The organism is Pseudomonas sp. TMB3-21, from assembly GCF_054898145.1.
In genome coordinates this window covers 2230839-2252341 of the sequence record NZ_CM142718.1, presented here as the reverse complement: position 1 = coordinate 2252341, position 21503 = coordinate 2230839, and the positions used below count along the sequence as shown (strand labels likewise).

Here is a 21503-nt window from a genome sequence, read left to right as displayed (position 1 = left end):
CCCCTGTATCGCCCGTCAGGCGAAAATCCACACCAGCCCCTGCATCGCTGCCCATGCAAACACCCCGGCCACTACGTCGTCGAGCATGATCCCGACGCCACCGTGCACGTGCCGGTCGATCCAGTGAATCGGCCACGGCTTGAGAATGTCGAAAAAACGGAACACGACAAAACCCGCGAGCAACCAGTACCAGCCTTCAGGCACCAGCCACAAGGTAATCCACATCCCGACCATTTCGTCCCAGACGATGCCTTCGTGGTCGTGTACCCGCAGATCGTCGGCCACCTTGCCGCACAGCCAGAAGCCGAACAGCATGGTGATGCCCAGCATCAGCCAGTAACCCCAGTCGGGCAACATCTGCCATAACGGGATGAAGGGTAGCGCAACTAATGAGCCCCAGGTGCCAGGAGCCTTGGGCAAGGTGCCCGAGCCGAAGCCGAAGGCGATGAAATGCCATGGGTTGCGCCATACCGAAGGCGGTACGAATTCCGCAGGAACCTGATTGGGATGATCTGTCACGGTGTCTCCCGAAAATGTTGGTAGCCCCGTATTTGCGGGGTGATGTCCTGGCCGCAGGCATCCAGCAGCACGACGCCCTGCCCCGCCACCACTTGCCCGACCACGTGGATGGGCCATCCTTCTGCCAGCAGCTGCGCCAACTCGACGGACGGTAGGCTGAACGCCAACACATAATCGTCGCCGCCACTCAGGGCCGCTGCTTCTGCGCCGGATTGACCGAGGAACGCCACTAAAGAGTTCGACAGCGGTAATCGGTCCCGTTCAACTTGAATGCCGACCTTCGACGCCAGCGCAATATGGCCGCAGTCGGCAAGCAGACCGTCGGAGATGTCCAACGCCGCTGTCGCCTTGCCGCGCAGCGCCTGGCCGAGGCCGAGTTGCGGCTGCGGCGACCAGTAATGCGCCAGCAGCGGCTCGGCGATGTCAGCTGCGGCCGTTCGCTGACCGAGCACCAGCGGCAAAGCCCCGGCGGCGTTGCCCAGTTCCCCGCCCACACAGAGCAGATCACCCGGCTGCGCGCCGCTGCGGATCAATGCCTGAGCGCTGGGCACCCGACCAAACACGGTCAGGGTAAGGCTCAACGGCCCTCGGGTGGTATCACCGCCCACCAGCGCCACACCGCAACGTTGCGCCATCAGGTTCAAACCGCGGGCGTACGCTTGCAGCCATTCGGCAGTCACCGTCGGCAAAGTCAGGGCAAGGGTAAAGGCAACAGGGGTGGCGCCCATGGCTGCCAGGTCACTGACGGCCACGGCCAGCGAGCGCTGACCGAGTAGAAACGGGTCGCAAGGATCTGCGAAATGCACACCGGCCACGAGCGTGTCGGTGGATACGGCAAGCTGCTCCCCAGCGGGAACAGCCAGCAAAGCGCAATCGTCGCCGATCCCCAGCGCAACGCCTTCGCCGCCTTGCGCACAAGGCGCGGCGGCGAAGAAATTGCGGATCAGCTCAAACTCGCCCATTGGGTATCAAGCGCAGGTTAGCGCTTGAACGCCTTCACTTCTGCTTCACGCAAACGCGGGGCCAACTTGTCGAGCACGCCGTTGACGAACTTGTGGCCGTCGGTAGAACCGAACACCTTGGCCAGTTCGATACCTTCGTTGATCACAACGCGGTAAGGCACGTCGACGCGCTCGAGCAGCTCCCAGGTCGACAGGCGCAGAACGGCCAGTTCAACCGGGTCCAGCTCTTCGATGGTCAAATCCAGGCAAGGCTTCAGCGCGGCATCGATCTTGTCCTTCTGCGCCGGAACCCCATGCAGGATCTCGCGGAAGTAGGCGCTATCGACATCACTGAAATCGTTATCGACCCGGAACTGCGCTTCAATTTCGTTCAGCGACTGCTTGGCCATGTGCCATTGGTACAGCGCCTGGGTCGCGAGCTGACGGGCTTCGCGACGCTTGACGCTTTTCGATGGCTTGCCGGCGTCTGCAGGCTTTGGATCGCGCGGGTTGAAACGATCGCTGTCGTCGTTGATCACTTGGCCTCCAACTGCGCCAGCAGGCTGACCATTTCCAGAGCGGACAGAGCAGCTTCAGCACCTTTGTTGCCGGCCTTGGTGCCGGAACGTTCGATGGCTTGTTCGATGGAATCCACGGTCAGCACGCCGAAAGCAACCGGCACGCCGAATTCCATGGACACCTGAGCCAGACCCTTGGTGCACTCGCCTGCCACGTATTCGAAGTGCGGAGTACCGCCACGAATGACCGCGCCGAGCGCGATGATGGCTGCGAACTCGCCTTTCTGAGCGACTTTCTGCGCAACCAGCGGGATTTCGAAGGCGCCAGGCGCACGGATGATGGTGATGTCGCTTTCGCTCACGCCATGGCGAACCAGGGCATCAACTGCACCGCTGACCAGGCTTTCAACCACGAAACTGTTGAAACGGCCCACTACCAGAGCGTAGCGGCCTTGAGGGGCGATGAAGGTACCTTCGATGGTCTTCAGGGTCATTCGTTAGATCTCTTAAAGAGCCGGGACGCGTTTTCTACGCATCCCTCAGTGATATTAGCCAAGAATACTGCGTCGCAGACACCGCATTGCCGGTGACCTACACATTTGTGGCGAGGGAGCTTGCTCCCGCTGGGCTGCGTAGCGGCCCCAAAACAGAGGGCTGCTACGCAACCCAGCGGGAGCAAGCTCCCTCGCCACAATGTTTCCAAGTCAACAATGCCGAAATCTGCGCGTCATTATTCGGAGGGCACGTATTCTACAACTTCCAGATCGAAACCGGATATCGCATTAAATTTCATCGGCGCACTCATCAGGCGCATTTTGCGTACACCCAGGTCGCGAAGAATCTGCGAACCGGCACCGACGATGCTGTAGGTGGTCGGTTTTTTCACAGGTGCATGATCAGCGGTTTCACGAATGTGCGCGAGCAACACGTCGCCATCCAGCGGATGACCCAGCAGCAACACCACGCCGCTGCCGGCCTCGGCCACGGCGGCCATGGCGGCACGCAGGCTCCAGCGGCCCGGTTGTTTAACCATCAACAGGTCGCGCAGAGGGTCCATGTTGTGCACGCGCACCAGCGTTGGTTCCTCAGCGCACACCTTGCCCAGGGTCAGGGCCATGTGCACGTCGCCTTCCACGGAATCACGATAGGTCACCAGATTGAATTGGCCCAGTTCGCTGTCCAGCGGCTGCTCGGCAATCCGCTGAACGGTACGTTCGTGGATCATCCGGTAGTGAATCAGGTCGGCGATGGTGCCGATCTTGATGTTGTGCTCGGCCGCGAAAGCCTCAAGCTCGGTGCGACGGGACATGGTGCCGTCGTCGTTCATCACTTCGCAGATCACGCCGCTCGGCTCGAAACCGGCCATGCGCGCCAGGTCGCACGCTGCTTCAGTGTGACCGGCGCGCGCGAGGGTGCCACCGGCCTGGGCCATCAGCGGAAAAATATGGCCGGGGCTGACGATGTCCTCAGCCTTGGCGTCTTTCGCGGCAGCCGCTTGCACGGTGCGCGCACGGTCGGCCGCGGAGATGCCGGTGGTGACCCCGGTGGCAGCTTCAATCGACACGGTAAACTTGGTGCCGAACCCGGAACCGTTGCGCGGCGCCATCAGCGGCAGCTTCAACAGTTCGCAGCGTTCGCGGCTCATCGGCATGCAGATCAGGCCACGGGCATGCTTGGCCATGAAGTTGATGTGCTCGGCCTGGCAGCACTCGGCGGCCATGATCAGGTCGCCTTCGTTCTCGCGGTCTTCGTCATCCATGAGGATGACCATCTTGCCTTGGCGGATGTCTTCTACCAGTTCTTCGATGCTATTGAGCGCCACTAGGCACCCCCCTTCTTTCAAAAATTGAGCTTCAGGATTTGAGGTAGCCGTTTTGGGCCAGAAAGCTTTCAGTAATGTTGCCAGACTTTGCCGGCTCTGCAGCCTTGTCCCCCAATAGCAGGCGCTCCAGATAACGCGCCAGCAGGTCGACCTCCAGGTTGACCCGACGGCCTGGCTGGTAGGACGCCATGATGGTTTCGCTGAGGGTGTGCGGAATGATTGTCAGCAGGAACTCGGCGCCATCGACCGCATTCACGGTCAGGCTGGTGCCGTCGACGGTGATCGAGCCTTTATGCGCGATGTATTTGGCCAGTTCTTTCGGCGCACGAATGCGGAATTCCACAGCGCGCGCATTCTCGCTGCGGGCAACCACTTCGCCGACGCCATCGACGTGACCGCTGACCAGGTGCCCGCCGAGGCGAGTGGTCGGGGTCAGGGCTTTTTCCAGGTTGACCGGGCTGCCGCTTTTCAAGTCGTTCATCGCGGTGCAGTCGAGTGTTTCGCGGCTGACGTCGGCAGCGAAACCGTTGCCTGGCAGCTCGACCGCCGTTAGGCAGACGCCGTTGACCGCAATGCTGTCGCCCAGTTTGACGTCGCTCAAATCGAGCTTGCCGGTTGCTACGTGAACGCGAACATCTCCGCCTTTAGGGGTCAACGCACGGATACTGCCGATGGATTCGATGATGCCGGTAAACATGGAGTTCTCCTCGAGAACAGGGCCGACGCGTGGCGCAGGCCGGGAATTATACGCCGGCCGCCGGCGAAGGAATGGCAGTGACTCGCCAGTCATCGCCAACCGCGCGGATTTCGGTGATTTTGAGCTCGGGCGCGTCTTTCATCTGCGCCAGTGGCCAGTTCAGCAGTGGACGTGCCGAGGAGCCGAGAAACTTGCCGGCGATGAATATCTGGAATTCGTCCACCAGCCCTTGCTGAGCAAAAGCACCGGCGAGACGCGGGCCAGCTTCGACCAGCACTTCGTTGACCCCGCGATGGGCGAGTTCGACCAGCAACTTGCGCAGGTCGACCAAGCCATCTTCGCCAGCCACGATCAGGCATTCCGGCCCGTTGGCGTACTGTTCTTCAATGGCCATGCAGGTGGCGACCAGTACCGGACCTGCCTTGAAAAACGGCGCATCCAGCGGCACGCGCAGACGGCCGTCGATCAGCACGCGCAGCGGCGGGCGACTCATGACCAGCGCCGTTTGCGCGGCGTCCAGGCCCAATTCATCCGCACGCACGGTCAAGCGGGCGTTGTCCGCCAGCACCGTGTCGGCGCCGGTGAGCACCACGCTGGCTTGCGCACGCAAGCGTTGCACCGCCGAGCGCGCCGCCGGGCCGGTGATCCACTGGCTCTCGCCGCTTTCCATCGCCGTGCGGCCGTCGAGACTCATGGCCAACTTCACTCGCACGAACGGCAGGCCGTGTTCCATGCGTTTGAGAAAACCTTCGTTGAGCTTGCGCGCCTCGCCTTCCAGCACGCCGCTCTGGGTGGCAATGCCGGCCTGGGACAAGCGCTGAAGGCCACGCCCGGCGACTTCAGGATTGGGGTCCTGCATGGCAGCAACCACCCGTGCCAGGCCGGCATTCACCAGCGCATCGGCACAGGGCGGCGTGCGCCCGTGATGGCTGCACGGCTCGAGCGTCACGTAGGCCGTAGCACCTCGCGCCTTGTCGCCAGCGGCACGCAACGCATGAACTTCAGCGTGAGGTTCGCCGGCGCGTTCGTGCCAGCCTTCGCCGACAATCTGCCCATCGCGCACGATCACGCAACCAACGCGCGGGTTTGGGTGCGTCGTGTAATGCCCCTTGCGCGCCAGTTCAAGGGCGCGGGCCATGTAATGGGCGTCGAGGATGGACTGTTCGGCGGGGTTGGTCATTCTTTCACCGGCTCACGGGCCAGGCGATCGATCTCTTCGCGGAACTCGTTGAGGTCCTGGAAGCGTCGATACACGGAGGCGAAACGAATGTAGGCGACTTCGTCGAGCTTTTGCAGCTCGGCCATCACCAGTTCACCGACCACGAGGGATTTGACCTCGCGTTCGCCGGTGGCGCGCAGTTTGTGTTTGATGTGCACCAGCGACGACTCGAGGCGCTCGACACTTACCGGGCGCTTTTCCAGCGCACGCTGCATGCCGGCACGGAGTTTTTCTTCGTCGAACGGCTGGCGGCTGCCGTCGGTTTTAATCAGGCGCGGCAACACCAGTTCGGCAGTCTCGAACGTCGTGAAACGTTCGCCGCAGGCCAGGCATTCGCGCCGGCGGCGGACCTGTTCGCCCTCGGCGACCAGACGCGAGTCGATGACCTTGGTGTCGTTGGCACCGCAGAAGGGACAGTGCATGGTGGCAGGCAACAAAAAAAGGGAGGGCCATGGTAGCGCATCCCGGTGGCAAGACAAGCCATAGGGTTTGCGGTATACAGACGGCCTATAGATGGATTTACCCTGCTGGAGCCGCCCATGTCGTTACGCCCGCTTGTTTTGCTCAGTCTTTTCAGCCTGCTGGTGGCTTGTAGCAGTGATGCTCCCAAGACCGAGCCGCAACCGCCCAAGCCCGGCCCCGCGCCGCAGCAGGCGCAGAAAAAAGCCAAGGAGGCCGCCGATCTCGGTCCGCTGCCCGCGCATCAGCGTGAATTGAGTGGCACCTTGCAAGGCGTGCCGACCGGCGCCGAAGTCGAGCTGGCGCTGCTGGTGATCGATAACCAGGACCGCCCGCAACAATTGCTCGCCAGTTCCAGCCTGATCGGCACCAATCAGATTTTGCCGTTCCGCCTGCGCTTCAATCCGCAATCGTTCCCGGTCGGTGCCCGCGTTGAACTGCGTGGTCGCGCCAGCCAGTCCGGGCAGTTGATTCTGCACCTGCCGTCGCAAGTCATCACCCAGCCGACGACTCAGGCGATGGGGCAACTGCAGTTCGTCAAAGCGCCATGATTGCACCGCTTGACCTGCAACAGGCGTTGAGTGATTTGCTGGGTGACGCTCAGCTGCTGCCCTGCCAATTGCCGGGTACCGCGCTGAAGCTCTGGCTGATCGACGGCGACAACATGGACCGCGCCTTCAGCCCGGAAGAAACCCGACGGATCTTGCATGAACCGCCGTACTGGAGTTTTTGCTGGGCCAGCGGCCTGGCGGTCGCACGCTATCTTGCCGAGTTCCCGCAGTGGGTCAAAGGCAAACGCGTGCTGGATTTTGGCGCAGGTTCCGGGGTCGCGGGAATTGCTGCCGTGAAGGCCGGCGCGCTGGAGGTGGTGGCCTGTGACCTGGACCCGCTGGCGATCGCTTCATGCCGGGCTAACGCCGAGCTAAATGGCGTGGAACTCAGTTACTCGACAGATTTTTTCGCCGAGGCGGATCGCTTTGATCTGATTCTCGTGGCAGACGTGCTGTACGACCGCGCGAACCTGCCGTTGCTCGACGATTTTCTGAGCCGGGGTCGCGAGGTCCTGGTGGCGGATTCGCGGGTCAGGGATTTTCGTCATCCGATGTATCGGCGCATCGAAAGGCTGGAGGCGATGACATTGCCGGATCTGGCCGAGCCTGAAGAGTTTCGGCATGTGAGCCTGTATCACGCGCGGCGCGGCTAGCTAAAAGCTTCGCGAGCAAGCCCGCTCCCACACTTGTCATGTGTCGATCACTAAATCCTGGTTCGCCGCAGATCCAATGTGGGAGCGGGCTTGCTCGCGAAGGCTGTCAGATGACACATACCCAAAGTCCCCCCGCTTCCAGCCACACCCCGCCAAGCCGTATAGTTGCTCCATCAACGCTTCCAAGAGATCCCCCATGAGTCAGGAAACGCCGTACATCTTCGACGCCACGACTGTCGATTTCGACCAGTCGGTGATCGAGAACTCTTTTCACAAACCGGTGCTGGTGGATTTCTGGGCCGAATGGTGTGCGCCGTGCAAGGTGCTGATGCCGATGCTGCAAACCATTGCCGAGAGCTATCAGGGCGAGTTGCTGCTGGCCAAGGTCAATTGCGATCTGGAACCCGACATCGTCGCTCGTTTCGGCATTCGCAGCCTGCCGACCGTAGTGTTGTTCAAGGACGGCCAGCCGGTAGACGGTTTTGCCGGGGCGCAACCGGAATCCGCTGTACGCACGATGCTGGAACCGCACGTGCAGATGCCACCACCGGCGGCCGCTGACCCGTTTGAACAGGCTCAGGCGCTGTTCGACGACAGCCGTTTCGCCGACGCTGAAGCTGTGCTTACGGTGCTGCTCGGCGAAGACAATACAAACGCCAAAGCGCTGATCCTGTATGCCCGCTGCCTGACTGAACGCGGCGAGCTGGGCGAAGCGCAAACCGTACTCGACGCGGTCAAGAGCGACGAGCACAAGGCTGCACTGGCCGGTGCCAAGGCGCAGATCCAGTTTCTCGGCCAGGCCAAGGATTTGCCCGATGCCGCGGACCTGAAAGCAAGACTGGCGAAAAACCCGCAGGACGATGAAGCGGTGTATCAGCTGGCGATCCAGCAATTGGCGCGCCAGCAATACGACGCTGCGCTGGATGCGCTGCTCAAGCTGTTCGTGCGTAATCGCGGTTACAACGAAGGCTTGCCGCACAAGACGTTGCTGCAAGTGTTCGAACTGCTGGGCAATGATCACCCGCTGGTGACCACGTACCGCCGCAAGTTGTTTGCTGCGTTGTATTGATCGCTGCATTGGAAATGACCGCGGGATTGCATTTGCCCCGGCCCTGTAGGAGCCGGCTTGCTGGCGATAGGCGCGCCGCGGTGTGTCTGACAAACCGCGTGATCGTTCATCGCCAGCAAGCCGGCTCCTACGGTTATTGCGCAATCCAGCTGTAAAGCGGCGTATCCCCGCCGCTCGTCACTTTCACTTCCGCACAATGGCGCAAGCGCACCAGCAGGCGCTTCCCGGAGCCTGGGCTGCCGGTCAATCCTTCCAGCTGCTCAAGCAACTCCGGACCACTCAGATGCCCGGCCTTGCGCAGTAAATCCTTGGCGATCTGCCACTGCGAATCGTCCTGATTCATCGGCTTGGCGGGCGTCACACCGGTTTCAGGTTTGGCCACCTGCAACTGCGCGCCGAGCCTTGCCCAGTCGTCATCGTCCATCTCCAGGGTCAAATCCACCGGCCACTCGCCGATGCTTCCGCGTATCCGCAACATGAGTCTGCTCCCGCACATTTCTGACCTGCATGCTCCCACGGGACTTGTGCAACGCCAAGCAGACGGTCAAACTCTTGCGCTTTCGTTATAAGATTACATAACAATTTTTTCACCTGACTTCCCGGAGACTTGCCATGCGCCGTCTAATGCTCGCTTTGCCGTTCGCCCTGTTGCCGCTGGCCGTTGCTCACGCCGCTGAAGAACATGACCACGATCATGAACACGGCAGCCTCGCCGCCCACGAACACGGCGTAGGTCGTTTGAATGCGGCGCTGGATGGCCAGACCCTGGAACTGGAACTGGAAAGCCCGGCGATGAACCTGGTCGGCTTCGAACATGCCGCTACCAGCGACGCCGACAAGGCCAAAGTGGCTGCCGTTCGGGCGCAGCTGGAGAAGCCACTGAACCTGTTCAATCTGCCAAAAGCCGCCGGTTGCGTGGTTGCGGCCCAAGCACTGGAGAGTCCATTGTTCGGTGATAAAGCCGATGCCCATGATGATCACGACGAAGACGCCAAGGACGAGCATCATCACGAACACAGCGAAATTCATGCGCACTACCAGTTCAAATGTGCGGCACCCGGCGCACTGAAAACCCTGGAACTGGCCAACATTTTCAGTACGTTCCCGGCGACCCAGAAGATTCAGGTACAACTGATCAGCCCGAGCGGACAGCAAGGCGTTGAAGTGACGGCCAAGGCTGCTGCCCTGAAATTCTGATTACACCAAAAAACCTGTGGGAGTGAGCCTGCTCGCGATGAGGTCCGGACATTCAAAATGTTTGTTGACTGACACGCCGCCATCGCGAGCAGGCTCGCTCCCACAGGTGGAATGTATGAGTTTGAAATCGAGACCGCACCCAACCCAATGAAATCGGCGCCATGACCCAAGCACTCATCGAACTGTCCGACCTGAGCTTCAGCTGGCCCGGTCACCCGCCTCTGCTGGACATCCCGGCGTTTCGCCTTGAGCCCGGCGAGACCCTGTTCCTCAAAGGCCCCAGCGGCAGCGGCAAGACCACCCTGCTCGGTTTGCTCGGCGGCGTGCAGAAGCCCGATCGCGGCAGCATTCGCTTGCTCGGCCAGGAACTGACCGAACTCAATGCCAGTGCGCGCGATCGATTTCGCGTCGATCACACCGGCTACATTTTCCAGCAGTTCAACCTGCTGCCGTTTCTCTCGGTGCGCGAAAACGTCGAGTTGCCTTGCCACTTTTCCAGGCTGCGGGCCGAGCGGGCGATCCAGCGTCACGGCAGTGTCGATCAGGCCGCCGCCACCCTGCTCGCCCACCTCGGGCTGAAAGATCAAAACCTGCTCGGCCGCCGCGCCGACTCGCTTTCCATCGGCCAGCAGCAACGGGTCGCCGCCGCGCGTGCATTGATCGGTCAGCCGGAATTGGTAATCGCCGACGAACCCACCTCGGCCCTCGACTACGACGCCCGCGAAAACTTCATTCGCCTGCTGTTCGCCGAATGCCGCGAGGCAGGTTCGAGCCTGTTGTTCGTCAGTCATGACCAGAGCCTCGCGCCGCTGTTCGATCGCAACCTGTCGCTGGCGCAGCTCAATCGCGCCGCCACCCCGTCCGAGGTCTGAGATGTATTTGTTTCGTCTAGCCATGGCCAGCCTGGCTAACCGCCGCTTTACCGCGATCCTCACCGCGTTCGCCATCGCCCTGTCGGTCTGCCTGCTGCTGGCGGTGGAGCGAGTGCGCACCGAAGCCAAGGCCAGTTTCGCCAGCACCATCAGCGGCACCGACCTGATCGTCGGCGCGCGCTCCGGCTCGGTCAACCTGCTGTTGTATTCGGTGTTCCGCATCGGCAACGCTACCAATAACATCCGCTGGGACAGCTTCGAACACTTCGCCAACAACCCGAAAGTGAAGTGGGCGATCCCGATGTCCCTCGGCGATTCCCATCGCGGTTATCGGGTGATGGGCACCACCGCAGCCTACTTCGAGCATTACCAGTACGGCCGGCAACAACACCTGGCCCTGGCCGACGGTCGCGCCTTCGCCAGCGACCCGTTCGAAGTGGTGCTCGGTGCCGAAGTCGCCGAAGCGCTGCACTACAAACTCGGCGACAAGCTGGTGCTGGCCCATGGCGTGGCGGTGATCAGCCTGGTCAAACACGACGATAAACCGTTCACCGTGGTCGGCATCCTCAAGCGCACCGGCACACCGGTGGATCGCACGCTGCACATCAGCCTCGGCGGCATGGAAGCGATTCACGTCGATTGGCATAACGGTGTGCCCGCGCGCGGAACCGGTCGTATCAGCGCCGATCAGGCACGCAACATGGACCTGACGCCGCAGGCGATCACCGCGTTCATGCTCGGCCTCAACAGCAAGATTTCGACCTTCGCGCTGCAACGCGAGATCAATGAGTTTCGTGGCGAACCGATGTTGGCGATCCTGCCTGGCGTGGCGCTGCAGGAATTGTGGAGCCTGATGAGCACGGCCGAAAAAGCGCTGTTCGTGGTCTCGCTGTTCGTCGTGCTGACCGGGTTGATCGGCATGTTGACGGCGATTCTCACCAGCCTCAACGAACGGCGTCGCGAGATGGCGATTCTGCGGTCAGTGGGTGCGCGGCCATGGCATATCGCAACGTTGCTGGTACTTGAGGCATTTGCGTTGGCGCTGTCCGGCGTGATCGCAGGCGTTGCCCTGCTTTACGTCGGCATCGCCCTCGCGCAGGGTTACGTGCAGGCCAATTACGGCCTGTATCTGCCGCTGGCCTGGCCAAGCGAATATGAATGGACGCTGCTCGGTGGCATCCTTGTCGCCGCGCTGCTGATGGGCAGCGTGCCGGCGTGGCGCGCGTATCGCCAATCCCTGGCCGATGGCCTTTCGATCCGACTATGAGGACGATAATGATGCCCCGCGCTGTACTTGCGCTGTTGATGCTGGTCGCCCTGCCCCTGTGGGCGGCCGAGCCGAAAGAGCTGACCTGGTCGGAAATGATCCCGCCCGACGCCATGCCGGAAGTGCCGAACATGACGCCAATGCATGACATGTCGCAAATGAGCGACGCGCTGGCCGCCGAAGCCGCCCCCGCCGCCAAGCAGGACCTGCCGAATGCACCGGTGGTGAAGGCGCTCGACGGCCAGAACATTCGTCTGCCGGGCTATATCGTGCCGCTGGAAGTGAGCGAGGAAGGCCGCACCACAGAGTTCCTGTTGGTCCCGTATTTCGGCGCCTGCATCCACGTGCCGCCACCGCCGTCCAATCAGATCGTGCACGTAAAAAGCGAAGTCGGGGTGAAGCTTGACGAGCTGTATCAACCGTACTGGATCGAAGGCGCGATGCAGGTCAAGCCGTCGACCAGCGAACTCGCAGATGCCGGGTATCAGATGGCGGCGGACAAGATTTATGCGTATGAATTGCCGGAGTGATAACCGGTGGTTCTGTATCGATCCTCAGGACGCCGTCGTCGGAACGCCGCCCGGGGCAAGCCACGCTACCACATGGGGACGGCGTCAATTGTGCGAGATCTGTGGGAATGAACTGCCGGAGTGAAACCGGTTGTTTTTTTTCGGATGGAAGATAGTGATCGCGAGCAGGCTCACTCCCACAGGGGGAATACGAATCAACTGTGGGAGCCAGCCTGCTGGCGATGAGGCCTTGGAATAGACCGCAAAATCAGGTCATTCTCCTTTTCATTGAGCTGAGTCAAAAGACCGAATACTTAGGTGCCTTACCATTGGACATCGAATTCTTTTATGCCCTTTGGAGCCCCCATGAACAAGTCCTTGCTCGGCGCCTCGCTGATTTCCCTCGCGCTCGCAGCCCCGCTCGCCTACGCCCACGAGGCGGGTGACATCCTCGTTCGCGCCGGTGCGATCACCGTCAATCCGAAGGCCGACAGCTCCAGCGTCAAGGTCGATCAGGGCCCGCTCAAAGGCGCGGATCTGGGCGGCAAGGCGACCATGAGCAGCGACACGCAATTGGGCCTGAACTTCGCTTACATGTTCAGCAGCCACTGGGGGCTCGAGCTGCTCGCCGCCTCCCCGTTCGAACATGACGTGAAGCTCAAAGGCACCGCACTGGGCGCGGCCAACGGCAAACTCGGCACGCTGAAACACCTGCCACCAACTTTGAGCGTTGTTTACTACCCCTTGGATGGCAAGTCAGCGTTCCAGCCTTACGTCGGCGCCGGCATCAACTACACCTGGATCTACGACGAACATGTCGGCAGTCAGGCGCAGGCCAATGGCTTCAGCAATTTCAAGGCAAAAAACTCATGGGGCATGGCGTTCCAGGTCGGCGCTGACTACATGATCACCGACAAGATCATGCTCAATGCACAAGTGCGCTACATCGACATCGACACCCAAGCCACTGTGGAAAATAACGCAGTGGCCCCGGGCACTCGCGCCAAGGTTAACGTGGATGTGGACCCGTTCATCTACATGGTGGGTCTGGGCTACAAGTTCTAACCCATTTGCAAACAGGCGTGAACGACGACACTTAAACCGGAAGCCCAGCGGCGCCTCCGGTTTTTTTTCGCGAGCAGGCTCGCTCCCACAGATGATTGCGCTTTCTGTGGGGCCGAGCCTGCTCGCGATGGTCGTGAACGATGACTCGCCAAACCGGATGCCCAGCTGTGTCTCTGGTTTTTTCGCGAGCAGGCTCACTCCCACAGGTGATTGCGTTTTCTGTGGGAGCGAGCCTGCTCGCGATGGTGGTGAACGATGATGCGTTAACCCGGATGCCCAAGTCGTCAGCCGTGGCGATAGAAGCGGTCCAGCAAGCCCGGTAGCGCCGCCCGCCAGGCGCGGGGTTTGATCCCGAAGGTGTGCAGAATTTTCTTGCAGGCCAGCACCGCGTGTTGCGGTTCTTCGGCAGCGTCCGGGCGCGCGGCGTGGGCTTGCGCGGTCGGCGCTTCGATGGCCAGCGGATGCAGCGCGCGGGCTTCGGTGATAATCGCCTGACCGAGCGCCAACGGCGTGGTCGCCTCGTGCCCGGCGTAGTGGTAAGTACCCCACAGCGGCGCCGCGCAATCGAGTTGCTTGAGCACCGAAATGATCACCCGCGCCGCATCGTCCACCGGCGTCGGATTGCCACGACGGTCATCGGCCATGAGCAATTCTGCAGGGTTTTCGGCGCGGGCGAGAAAGCGTCCGAGGGTGCCGTCGGGGCTGTCATCGAGTAGCCAGCCGAAACGCAGCAGCACATGCTGCGGGCACGTCGCACGCACACTTTGTTCGATCCGCCACAAGGCCTGACCACGTTGCCCCAGCGGCACCGGTTCATCTTTTTCGCTGTAGGCGGTCGCGCGCGAACCGTCGAACACGCGATAGCTCGACGGTTGCAGCAGAACGATATTGTGATGCTGGCACAGTTCGGCCAGACGCTCGACAGCACGCTCTTGCCCGGACAGACGCTGTTCGCTGACCGCTTCGGCCTGGAACCAGTCGAAGTAGTAGGCGAGGTTGATCAGCGCGTCCGGACGGGTGTCGTCGAGCAATTGTGTGAGGCTCGCGGCATCCCAGCCGTCTTGCGGCGGGCGGGGGGCGAGGAAGCCGATGTCTTCCTCCGCACCGAGGCGAATCAGCGCCTGCCCAAGGGCATTCCCGCCACCCAGTAACATAAGGCGCATTCGCATAGAGTCAGCAGGCCCAGTCTGATTGGAACGATGGCTTTATCGACAGCGCCCGCGGGCGATGTCATCGATAGTTGCCGGAATCGTTGCATTTTGCGGGTTTAGAGCGCAACCGTCACTTACAAAGTACGCCAACCCCTGTAGCAGCTGCCGAAGGCTGCGTCCGGGTGCGTTGCGGTCGCCAAGAGGCACGCACCGGCCTGAGCAATAAGATCACCCTGGAACGACTGCTTCGCAGCCGGACGCAGCCTTCGGCAGCTGCTACAAGGTTCAGGGATGCTTGCAACTTGAGGTGTCTGCCCGCATAAATTACCCATGAATCTGCCCATTCCCTCGGACGCTGCCCTGAGCGGTTTTCATCCCGCCGTCAGCGCCTGGTTCAACAGTACGTTCCCGGCGGTCACCGCCGCGCAAGCCCGGGCGTGGCCGTTGATTCGCGAGCATCGCTCGACGTTGATCGCCGCGCCAACCGGTTCCGGCAAAACCCTCACCGCGTTTCTCGCTGTGATTGACGACCTGGTCCATCGCGGCCTTGAAACCGACGCCGGGCTGCCCGACGAAACACTTGTGGTCTACGTTTCACCGCTCAAGGCGCTGTCCAACGACATCCAGATCAACCTGCAAAATCCGCTGGCCGGAATTACTGAACACCTGCGCGCAATGGACCTGCCACCCCTGCAGATCAACACGGCCGTGCGCACTGGCGACACCCCGCAGAAAGAACGCACGGCGATGCGGCGCACGCCGCCGCACATTCTGGTGACCACGCCAGAATCGCTCTACGTGCTGCTCGGCTCCGACTCGGGCCGAAAAATGCTCCAATCCACGCGCACGGTGATCGTCGACGAAATCCACGCGATCGCCGCCAGCAAGCGCGGCAGCCACCTGGCGCTGAGCCTTGAGCGCTTGCAGGCGCTGTGCACTCAGCCATTGATGCGCATCGGCCTGTCGGCGACGCAAAAGCCGATCGAAGCGGTTTCGCGTTTTCTGGTGGGCCGTGACCGCCCTTGCGAAATCATCGACATCGGCCATGCGCGCCCTCGCGATCTGGGGATTGAAGTGCCGCCCGTGCCGCTGACTGCAGTGATGTCCAACGATGTCTGGCAGTTGGTTTATGACCGCCTCGCCGCCCTCGCTCGCGAACACCGCACCACGCTGATTTTCGTCAACACGAGGCGTCTGGCCGAACGCCTCAGCCGCCACCTCAGCGATCGCCTAGGCAAGGAAGCCGTCGCCGCGCACCATGGCAGCCTGGCCAAAGAATTTCGTCTGGACGCCGAACAACGGCTCAAGCGCGGCGAGCTGCAAGTGCTGATCGCCACCGCCTCGCTGGAACTGGGCATCGACATTGGTGACGTGGATCTGGTCTGCCAGATTTCCTCGCCGCGTTCGATTGCCGCGTTTCTGCAGCGTGTCGGCCGCTCCGGGCACCACGTTGGCGGCACGCCCAAAGGCCGGTTGTTCGCCACCACCCGCGACGATTTGATCGAATGCACCGCGCTGCTCGACTGCGTGCGTCGCGGTGAACTCGACACCCTGCAAATTCCCAAGGCACCGCTGGACGTGCTTGCGCAACAGATCATCGCCGAAGTCAGCTGCCAGGAATGGCACGAGCAGGCACTGCTGGAGATGTTCCGCAAAGCCTCGCCTTACGCGGAACTGGACGAACAACATTATCAGGCACTGCTGCACATGCTCGCCGAGGGCTACAACGGTCGTCAGGGCATTCGCAGCGCATTCCTTCACCGCGACGCCGTCACCCGCACCTTGCGCGGTCGCCGGGGCAGCAAGCTGACCGCTGTGACCAGCGGCGGCACCATCCCGGACAACGCCGACTACAGCGTCCTGCTGGAACCGCAAGGGCTAAGCATCGGCAGCGTCAACGAAGACTTTGCGGTGGAAAGCATTGCCGGGGATATTTTCCAGCTGGGTAATACCTCCTATCGAATCCTGCGCGTGGAATCCGGCAAGGTCCGGGTCGAAGACGCGCACGGGCAACCGCCGACCATTCCTTTCTGGCTGGGTGAAGCGCCCGGGCGCACTGCCGAACTTTCGTCCGCTGTGGCCCGCCTGCAAGCGCAACTCGATGACTTGCTCAGCGCCACGCCCGGCGACCTGCAACCGGCGCTCGACTGGCTCACCGACACGCTCGGACTGAATGTCGCCAGCGCCGAACAACTGGTGGATTACCTCGCCCGTGCGCGGCTGACCCTCGGTGCTTTGCCATCGCAGGACACGCTGCTGATGGAAAGGTTTTTCGACGAGTCCGGCGGCACTCAACTGGTCATCCACACGCCGTTCGGCAGCCGCATCAATCGGGCCTGGGGCCTGGCGCTGCGCAAGCGTTTCTGTCGCACCTTCAATTTCGAGTTGCAGGCGGCGGCCAGTGAAGACGCGATCATCCTGTCGCTGTCCACCAGCCACAGCTTTGATCTCGATGAAGTCTGGCGCTATTTGCCCAGCAACAGCGCCGAGCACGTGCTGATTCAAGCGGTGCTTGATGCCCCGCTGTTCGGTGTGCGCTGGCGCTGGAATGCCGGGGTGGCGCTGGCGCTGCCGCGTTACACCGGCGGGCGCAAAGTGGCGCCGCAGATCCAGCGAATGAAAAGCGAAGACTTGATCGCCAGTGTGTTTCCCGACCAGATTGCCTGCGTGGAAAATCTTGCTGGCGAACGCGAGATTCCGCAGCATCCGCTGGTGGAACAGACTCTCGACGATTGTCTCCACGAAGCCATGGACTGCGAAGGCTGGCTGACACTGCTGCGCCGCATGGAAAGCGGTGAGGTTCGCCTGATCAGCCGCGACCTGCCGGCGCCCTCGCCGCTTGCGGCAGAAATTCTCAGCGCACGGCCTTACACCTTTCTCGATGACGCGCCACTGGAAGAGCGCCGTACGCAAGCCGTGCTCAACCGGCGCTGGACCGATCCGCAATCCACCGACGACCTCGGCGCGCTGGATGCCGGGGCGATTCAGGCCGTGCGCGAAGAAGCCTGGCCGACACCGACCCGCGTGGATGAAATGCATGAGGCGCTGATGAGCCTGGCGTGCATCACCGACGCCGAAGCCACGGCGAATCCTGAGTGGCCGCAATGGTTGAACGCGCTGGCAGCCAGCGGTCGCGCCTGCAGTTTGCAGATCAATGCCGAGCAGTCCTTGTGGGTCGCGCTGGAGCGGCTGACGTGTCTGCGGGCAATTTATCCACAGGCCGATGTAGTCCCGCCGCTGGAAGCGCTGCCCGGATTCGATGAAGCCTGGGCGCCGGACGAAGCCGTGCTGGAAGTGATTCGCGCGCGGCTCAGCGCGTTCGGTCCGTTGCCGCTGAGTGCGATCGCGCAGCCGCTGGATTTGCCGACCACACAGGTCACCCAGGCGCTGGCCCGCCTCGAAAGTGAAGGTTATGTGCTGCGCGGCCAATTCAGCCCGGATGCCCGCGAAGAAGAATGGTGCGAACGGCATCTGCTCGCGCGGATTCACCGATATACCGTCAAAAGTCTGCGGCGTGAAATCGAGCCCGTGGCATTGCAGGATTTCATGCGCTTCCTGTTCGACTGGCAACATTTGTCCGCCGCGAATCAGGGTCAGGGCGCCGCAGTATTACCGGCAATTGTCGCGCAGTTCGAGGGCTTTCCCGCCGCCGCTTCGGCGTGGGACAGCGACATTCTGCCAGCGCGGATCAAAGGCTATTCGTCGACCTGGCTGGATGATCTGTGCCGCAGCGGCAAACTGGTCTGGACCCGATTGACCGCGCGCAACAAGGGTGCCGGCACCGCGCTGCGCAGCACGCCGATTTTACTGTTGCCGCGCAATCAGGTCGGGTTGTGGAGCAGCTTGACCGAGCAGACGCCGGTCGGGGAACTGTCGGCAAAAACCCAGAAAGTGTACGAAGCACTCAGCCAGCAGGGAGCGCTGTTTTTCGATGAACTGGTGCATGAAGCGCATTTGCTGCGTGCCGAACTGGAGATCGCGCTGCAGGAACTGGTGGGCGCCGGGCTGGTGAACGCTGACAGCTTCGCCGGGCTTCGCGCACTGATCACACCCGCCAGTAAACGTCAGGCGCGCGGCAGTCGGCGCGGTCGTGGTGCCTTTATCGGCGGCATGGACGATGCCGGTCGCTGGGCCTTGTTGCGACGCGGGCCGGCGCCGCCAATTGTAGAGAACAAGCGACCGGCGCCAACACCCAGCGATACCCTGGAACACATCGCCATGAGCTTGCTTCGTCGCTATGGCGTGGTGTTCTGGCGTTTGCTGGACCGCGAGGCGGAGTGGCTGCCGAGCTGGCGCGAATTGCTGCGCACGTTTCATCGTCTGGAAGCGCGCGGCGAGATTCGTGGCGGGCGATTTGTCAGTGGCCTGGCCGGCGAACAGTTTGCGCTGCCGGAGGCGATTCCGTTGCTGCGCGAAGTGCGCCGCCGAGCGCACGACGGTAGTTTGATTGCGGTGTGCGGCGTTGATCCGCTGAACCTTGCCGGCACACTTTTGCCCGGCGTAAAAGTGCCGGCGTTGGCGAGCAATCGGCTGGTGTATCGCGATGGTCTACCGGTGGCAGCGGTGATTGCCGGCAAGCAGGTGGTGTGGCTGGAAACGGACCAGGCGCTGGCGACTGAACTGCACCGGAAATTGACCGGGTATTGATGGCGCCTGCGCCGGCCCTATCGCGAGCAGGCTCGCTCCCACAGGGGATAGGCGGTGCACACAAATCCTTGTGGGAGCGAGCCTGCTCGCGATGAGGCCCGCACAGACGAAGGGGCCATCAGATTCTCATCACATCACTGCGCCTTAGGTTGCTCCGGTAGCATCACCGGCGAATTTTCGGCCACCGGCGCTTGATCATCTGCCACTGCATGCTTCGGCATCAAAACCTGCTGTGGATAAGTCTGCGCGAAATGCACCTCTGGGCAGTTATCCACAAGTTTTTTCAAACGCTGGTTGAACGCCCGGCTCACCGCATATTGCCCACCCGATACCGTCCGGAACTGCGCCGTCAGCACCACGCCGTTGAGGTCCATCTTGTCGACGCCGAACACGTCCAGCGGGCCTTGCAGGTTGTACTTGAGGAACGCGTCTTCGCGGATCGAATCCCCTGCTTCACGAATCAGCTCGATGGCCTTGTCAACATCGGTGTCGTAGGTGAACTGCACCGAGAAAAACGCATACGCAAACTGCCGCGACTGGTTCGTGACGGCCTTGATCTGCCCGAACGGCACCGAGTGGACGAAGCCCTTGCCGTCGCGCAGGCGCAAGGTGCGAATGGTCAGCCCTTCGACCGTGCCGGCGTGGCCGGAATCGAGCACCACCCAATCGCCCACCGACAACGTGTCCTCGATGATGATGAAGAGCCCGGTAATCACATCCTGCACCAGTTGCTGCGAACCGAAACCGATGGCCAGACCGACCACCCCGGCACCCGCCAGCAACGGCGCGACATTGATACCCAGATTCGCCATGGTGGTAATCGCACAGATCACCACCAGAATGATTTTGATCGCGTTGCGCAGCAGCGGCAGGATGGTTTTGATGCGCGTGCTTGGCTGCGCCGAGCGCTTGTTGACCGGTGGTTTCAGCGCTTCCTGAATAGCCGTATCGAGCACCACCCAAAACAGCCAGGTCACCAGGAATATCAGGCCAATGCTGCTTAATGATTCACTGATCGCCCGGCCGACCGAGTTGCGTGCGGCAAATTCGAACAGCGAAACACCCCAGATCCGCCCAAGAATTTCGATGAACGCGACGGCCATGACGATCCGCAACAGCGCATGCAACAAACTCAGAAAACGTTCCTTGTAAGCGCTACTGCGTTGAACGCCCTCGGTCTTGCGGGTCTTGAACAGATGCTGGAAAACCGTGCTGAGGAACACCGTGGCGATCAGCAGAATGGTGGTGAACAACGCGCAACGCAGGGCTTTCTGATTGTCTTCACCGACGCCGATCAGGTTGATCGCCGAGACCATTACCATCAGCAGAATCGGCCAGTACCACAGCCCGGAGAAGATTCGCAGCGATTCCTGCAATGAAGGATGCTTGAGCCGCGTCGCCAACGGCCGGTTGCGGATCAAATGCGCTACCGGGCGTCGCAGGCGAATGACCAGCAAACCGAAAATGATTGAAGCGAACAGCCCGGTAAACACCGCGACGCTGCTGGTGATGTTGCCACCCAATTGCCGGGCGATCTGCGGGCTGGTCAGCGCATCGCTGAGCGCGGCGAGAAAGCCGATCAGGAACAACGGACGCGGGCAGTAACGCCGAATAATCTGTACTGCCCGGCGTTTGTGGCCGGTGTTGAACATGACGATCACGCAGAGCAGCATCGACGTGGAAAAAATACCGCTGCTGGTGGCGTAGGCAAAACACAGCGCCAGCGCGCGCCCCACCGAGGCCTGCAGAAAATGGCTGACGTAAAGCGTCAGCGGCAGGCAGATCAACGCCGGCAACATGTAAGGCAGCACGTAATGCAGCAAATCCTGGCTACGTTGTCGGGTTCGCAGCCAACGCCCCTGGTTCAGGCGGTTGGCCAGAAGGCCGCCGAGTACGGTGAGCAAGGCAAACGCGCCCAGCCAGACACCTGACAGCAGCAGGAAATCGCCGACGACACTCATTGGCGATCGCGATGAGGGGCGGTTGACCAGTTTGTCGACTTCATCGGCCGCTCGATCTGCGCGCAAACGCCAGGCGTCGACCAGGTTTTCATTGAGATCGAGCTTGTCCTGAACATCGTCGATGCTGGTGCTGATCGCTCCCAGCAGGCCACCTTGGACCAGTGGCTCGGGTTTTTCCGCTTCCGCGGTCGCGGCGGGAACGCCCGGCAGCGAAACAGCCCACGATGAATTGCTGCCGAACAGCAGCAACGCTCCCAGCAATATAGCGGTCTTGAATTTGAGCAAAACGCGGAGCTCCTGCGCAAGGTGTAAGGAACTGATCAAAAAATGCCCGGCAAGTTCGGCGATATCCCGGCAATCGACCGGCGGCGGACCTTGTGGGAGCA

Annotated in this window: 20 protein-coding genes; 9 read left to right on the top strand and 11 right to left on the bottom strand. The window is 61.5% G+C overall.

Annotated elements, in window-relative coordinates:
- Nucleotides 1–15: 15 nt before the first annotated feature.
- The 8 genes from ACYZTS_RS10430 to nrdR all read right to left on the bottom strand — a co-directional run bounded on the left by ACYZTS_RS10430 (nt 16) and on the right by nrdR (nt 6138).
- Nucleotides 16–519: a phosphatidylglycerophosphatase A family protein gene (locus ACYZTS_RS10430; RefSeq protein ID WP_028624320.1), complete on the bottom strand. Its 504-nt coding sequence runs from the start codon at nt 517–519 to the stop codon at nt 16–18.
- On the bottom strand, nt 516–1481 hold the full coding sequence (gene thiL, locus ACYZTS_RS10425) for a thiamine-phosphate kinase (RefSeq protein ID WP_461995713.1): 966 nt from the start codon (nt 1479–1481) through the stop codon (nt 516–518). Before thiL ends, ACYZTS_RS10430 begins: the two co-directional genes overlap by 4 nt.
- 17 nt (nt 1482–1498) lie before the next feature.
- On the bottom strand, nt 1499–1999 hold the full coding sequence (gene nusB, locus ACYZTS_RS10420; RefSeq protein WP_028624322.1) for a transcription antitermination factor NusB: 501 nt from the start codon (nt 1997–1999) through the stop codon (nt 1499–1501).
- Nucleotides 1996–2472, bottom strand: a complete 477-nt coding sequence (ribH, locus tag ACYZTS_RS10415) for a 6,7-dimethyl-8-ribityllumazine synthase (protein ID WP_028624323.1) — start codon at nt 2470–2472, stop codon at nt 1996–1998. Before ribH ends, nusB begins: the two co-directional genes overlap by 4 nt.
- A 236-nt stretch (nt 2473–2708) precedes the next feature.
- Nucleotides 2709–3800: a bifunctional 3,4-dihydroxy-2-butanone-4-phosphate synthase/GTP cyclohydrolase II gene (ribBA, locus tag ACYZTS_RS10410; RefSeq protein WP_028621587.1), complete on the bottom strand. Its 1092-nt coding sequence runs from the start codon at nt 3798–3800 to the stop codon at nt 2709–2711.
- Nucleotides 3801–3831: 31 nt separating this feature from the next.
- Nucleotides 3832–4497, bottom strand: a complete 666-nt coding sequence (locus ACYZTS_RS10405) for a riboflavin synthase (RefSeq protein ID WP_028621586.1) — start codon at nt 4495–4497, stop codon at nt 3832–3834.
- A gap of 46 nt (nt 4498–4543) precedes the next feature.
- The gene (ribD, locus tag ACYZTS_RS10400) at nt 4544–5677 is read right to left on the bottom strand and encodes a bifunctional diaminohydroxyphosphoribosylaminopyrimidine deaminase/5-amino-6-(5-phosphoribosylamino)uracil reductase RibD (RefSeq protein ID WP_461995709.1); all 1134 of its coding nucleotides are present in this window, start codon (nt 5675–5677) and stop codon (nt 4544–4546) included.
- Nucleotides 5674–6138: a transcriptional regulator NrdR gene (gene nrdR / locus ACYZTS_RS10395; protein WP_003228656.1), complete on the bottom strand. Its 465-nt coding sequence runs from the start codon at nt 6136–6138 to the stop codon at nt 5674–5676. The genes ribD and nrdR overlap by 4 nt, the downstream gene beginning before the upstream one ends.
- A gap of 117 nt (nt 6139–6255) precedes the next feature.
- Between nrdR and ACYZTS_RS10390 the strand changes: the two genes are divergently transcribed.
- From ACYZTS_RS10390 to trxA, 3 genes are all read left to right on the top strand, one after another.
- Nucleotides 6256–6726: a YbaY family lipoprotein gene (locus ACYZTS_RS10390; protein ID WP_028621584.1), complete on the top strand. Its 471-nt coding sequence runs from the start codon at nt 6256–6258 to the stop codon at nt 6724–6726.
- On the top strand, nt 6723–7379 hold the full coding sequence (locus tag ACYZTS_RS10385) for a class I SAM-dependent methyltransferase (RefSeq protein ID WP_461995708.1): 657 nt from the start codon (nt 6723–6725) through the stop codon (nt 7377–7379). The genes ACYZTS_RS10390 and ACYZTS_RS10385 overlap by 4 nt, the downstream gene beginning before the upstream one ends.
- 196 nt (nt 7380–7575) lie before the next feature.
- Nucleotides 7576–8448: a thioredoxin gene (trxA, locus tag ACYZTS_RS10380; protein ID WP_461995706.1), complete on the top strand. Its 873-nt coding sequence runs from the start codon at nt 7576–7578 to the stop codon at nt 8446–8448.
- Nucleotides 8449–8581: 133 nt separating this feature from the next.
- Here trxA and ACYZTS_RS10375 read toward each other — a convergent pair whose 3' ends face one another.
- On the bottom strand, nt 8582–8926 hold the full coding sequence (locus ACYZTS_RS10375) for a hypothetical protein (RefSeq protein ID WP_028621581.1): 345 nt from the start codon (nt 8924–8926) through the stop codon (nt 8582–8584).
- Nucleotides 8927–9060: 134 nt separating this feature from the next.
- Here ACYZTS_RS10375 and ACYZTS_RS10370 point away from each other — a divergent pair, with 134 nt between their 5' ends.
- The 5 genes from ACYZTS_RS10370 (at nt 9061) to ACYZTS_RS10350 (ending at nt 13358) form a co-directional block, all read left to right on the top strand.
- Nucleotides 9061–9645, top strand: coding sequence for a DUF2796 domain-containing protein (locus ACYZTS_RS10370; RefSeq protein ID WP_461995704.1), 585 nt, complete (start codon nt 9061–9063; stop codon nt 9643–9645).
- A gap of 161 nt (nt 9646–9806) precedes the next feature.
- Nucleotides 9807–10517 carry an ABC transporter ATP-binding protein gene (locus ACYZTS_RS10365; RefSeq protein ID WP_028621579.1) on the top strand — a complete coding sequence of 237 codons (711 nt, stop codon included), beginning with the start codon at nt 9807–9809 and terminating at the stop codon, nt 10515–10517.
- Between the two features lies 1 nt (nt 10518).
- The gene (locus ACYZTS_RS10360) at nt 10519–11784 is read left to right on the top strand and encodes an ABC transporter permease (protein WP_461995701.1); all 1266 of its coding nucleotides are present in this window, start codon (nt 10519–10521) and stop codon (nt 11782–11784) included.
- Between the two features lie 11 nt (nt 11785–11795).
- Nucleotides 11796–12314 (top strand): DUF3299 domain-containing protein, encoded by a 519-nt coding sequence (locus tag ACYZTS_RS10355; protein ID WP_461995699.1) that lies wholly within the window; start codon nt 11796–11798, stop codon nt 12312–12314.
- Between the two features lie 345 nt (nt 12315–12659).
- A complete protein-coding gene (locus ACYZTS_RS10350; RefSeq protein ID WP_461995697.1) occupies nt 12660–13358 on the top strand; it encodes an OmpW/AlkL family protein in 699 nt (232 codons plus the stop codon).
- 284 nt (nt 13359–13642) lie between these two features.
- Here ACYZTS_RS10350 and ACYZTS_RS10345 read toward each other — a convergent pair whose 3' ends face one another.
- The gene (locus ACYZTS_RS10345) at nt 13643–14527 is read right to left on the bottom strand and encodes a sugar nucleotide-binding protein (protein WP_028621575.1); all 885 of its coding nucleotides are present in this window, start codon (nt 14525–14527) and stop codon (nt 13643–13645) included.
- A 312-nt stretch (nt 14528–14839) separates the two neighbouring features.
- Here ACYZTS_RS10345 and ACYZTS_RS10340 point away from each other — a divergent pair, with 312 nt between their 5' ends.
- A complete protein-coding gene (locus ACYZTS_RS10340) occupies nt 14840–19156 on the top strand; it encodes a DEAD/DEAH box helicase (RefSeq protein WP_461995695.1) in 4317 nt (1438 codons plus the stop codon).
- Nucleotides 19157–19290: 134 nt separating this feature from the next.
- On the opposite strand, the gene ACYZTS_RS10335 is transcribed toward ACYZTS_RS10340, so the two are convergent.
- Nucleotides 19291–21402, bottom strand: coding sequence for a mechanosensitive ion channel domain-containing protein (locus ACYZTS_RS10335; RefSeq protein WP_461995693.1), 2112 nt, complete (start codon nt 21400–21402; stop codon nt 19291–19293).
- Between the last annotated feature and the right edge of the window lie 101 nt (nt 21403–21503).

Coding starts and splice junctions, on each gene's coding strand:
- ribH (WP_028624323.1), bottom strand. CDS start 2,472: ATGACCCTGAAGACCATCGAAGGTACCTTCATCGCCCCTCAAGGCCGC.
- ACYZTS_RS10360 (WP_461995701.1), top strand. CDS start 10,519: ATGTATTTGTTTCGTCTAGCCATGGCCAGCCTGGCTAACCGCCGCTTT.
- ACYZTS_RS10340 (WP_461995695.1), top strand. CDS start 14,840: ATGAATCTGCCCATTCCCTCGGACGCTGCCCTGAGCGGTTTTCATCCC.
- ACYZTS_RS10375 (WP_028621581.1), bottom strand. CDS start 8,926: ATGTTGCGGATACGCGGAAGCATCGGCGAGTGGCCGGTGGATTTGACC.
- ACYZTS_RS10405 (WP_028621586.1), bottom strand. CDS start 4,497: ATGTTTACCGGCATCATCGAATCCATCGGCAGTATCCGTGCGTTGACC.
- ACYZTS_RS10370 (WP_461995704.1), top strand. CDS start 9,061: ATGCGCCGTCTAATGCTCGCTTTGCCGTTCGCCCTGTTGCCGCTGGCC.
- ACYZTS_RS10350 (WP_461995697.1), top strand. CDS start 12,660: ATGAACAAGTCCTTGCTCGGCGCCTCGCTGATTTCCCTCGCGCTCGCA.
- ACYZTS_RS10345 (WP_028621575.1), bottom strand. CDS start 14,527: ATGCGAATGCGCCTTATGTTACTGGGTGGCGGGAATGCCCTTGGGCAG.
- ACYZTS_RS10390 (WP_028621584.1), top strand. CDS start 6,256: ATGTCGTTACGCCCGCTTGTTTTGCTCAGTCTTTTCAGCCTGCTGGTG.
- thiL (WP_461995713.1), bottom strand. CDS start 1,481: ATGGGCGAGTTTGAGCTGATCCGCAATTTCTTCGCCGCCGCGCCTTGT.
- ACYZTS_RS10385 (WP_461995708.1), top strand. CDS start 6,723: ATGATTGCACCGCTTGACCTGCAACAGGCGTTGAGTGATTTGCTGGGT.
- trxA (WP_461995706.1), top strand. CDS start 7,576: ATGAGTCAGGAAACGCCGTACATCTTCGACGCCACGACTGTCGATTTC.
- ACYZTS_RS10365 (WP_028621579.1), top strand. CDS start 9,807: ATGACCCAAGCACTCATCGAACTGTCCGACCTGAGCTTCAGCTGGCCC.
- nrdR (WP_003228656.1), bottom strand. CDS start 6,138: ATGCACTGTCCCTTCTGCGGTGCCAACGACACCAAGGTCATCGACTCG.
- ribD (WP_461995709.1), bottom strand. CDS start 5,677: ATGACCAACCCCGCCGAACAGTCCATCCTCGACGCCCATTACATGGCC.
- ACYZTS_RS10355 (WP_461995699.1), top strand. CDS start 11,796: ATGCCCCGCGCTGTACTTGCGCTGTTGATGCTGGTCGCCCTGCCCCTG.